This is a genomic window from Streptomyces huiliensis, assembly GCF_020037025.1.
GTDB classification, from domain to species: Bacteria; Actinomycetota; Actinomycetes; order Streptomycetales; family Streptomycetaceae; genus Streptomyces; species Streptomyces huiliensis.
In genome coordinates, this window is record NZ_JAIQLH010000378.1 from 1 (window position 1) to 1040 (window position 1040).

1 protein-coding gene is annotated in these 1040 nt (G+C 73.9%); it reads right to left on the minus strand.

The window, feature by feature from the left end; translation table 11 throughout:
• Positions 1-793: hypothetical protein (locus JNW98_RS33680; protein WP_223772097.1), on the minus strand; the 793-nt coding region annotated here is incomplete at its 3' end.
• Positions 794-1040 lie beyond the last annotated feature (247 nt).

The window sequence follows — 1040 nt, forward strand, 5'->3', positions numbered from 1 at the left end:
GCAGGTACCAAAGCTCCCAGAGGGCGACGGCCGTCACGGACACCGGTCCGCCGAGGAACGCCGCGATCCGCACCGTCAGCGGGCCGTTGGGCAGGCCGTCGCCGAGCGTGACCAGGTTGAGCGTCCACACCAGCGCGACCGTCAGCACGGCCGGCAGCGCGGCGTGCACATCGGCGGTGTTGAAGGCGTAGCGGGCGGCCGAGCCGGAGGCGAAGGCGAGGAACGCCAGCATCCACAGCACGATCGGCAGGAACACCAGGGGCGCGAGGGTGCTCAGCATCCCCAGCGGGTGGTACTCCTGGAGCAGCGCGTGCACCTGGAGGCAGAGGAGGACGGTGAGCGCCGCGCCCAGGTACCAGCCGACCGCCTTCAGCGGATGCCGCAGCCGCGAGCGCAGCAGCCGGCGGTGCTGCGGCGGGGCGTACCAGATGAAGCAGGCGATGACGACCGGGCCGACCACGATGAGCACCACCGGGGCCAGGAACAGCTTGCTCACCCCGTCGCTGAACACCCCCTTCCAGCCGCCGTCGATGCCGTAGGTGGCGATCAGCAGGATCGTCGCCGCCGTACCCAGGGCGGCCCGCCACAGCTGCACCCGGGTGACGACCGGGTCCTCGACCCGTCCGGGCCCGGCCGCCGCGAAGATGGCGCGTGCCTTGGCGCGGGCGGAACCGGCGAAGGCGCCGAGGCAGCCTCCTCGGTGACGGGTGCGGCGCGGGCCGTTCGGCGGCCGGTGCGGCGGGTGGTGCGGCGGCGGCCAGGATCCCGGACGGCGTTGACCGGCGTACGTCATGACGGTGCTTCGTCCCCCCTCGACGTCATTCCCCTCGACGTCATTCCCCACGAAGTCGACCCCCCTTCGAAGTCGACCCGCCGGATTCTAGTCAGGTGGTCCCTGCGCGCCCGGCCGGCCGGGCGACCCGCGCCGTACCGCCTCCGGGGGCACCTCCCGGTGGTGCGACCGGTGGCCCGCGGCGTCCGCCTCGGTCGGGTCGACGGCCGTGACGACCACGGCGACCGGCGCCGGGGCCACCGCCTCC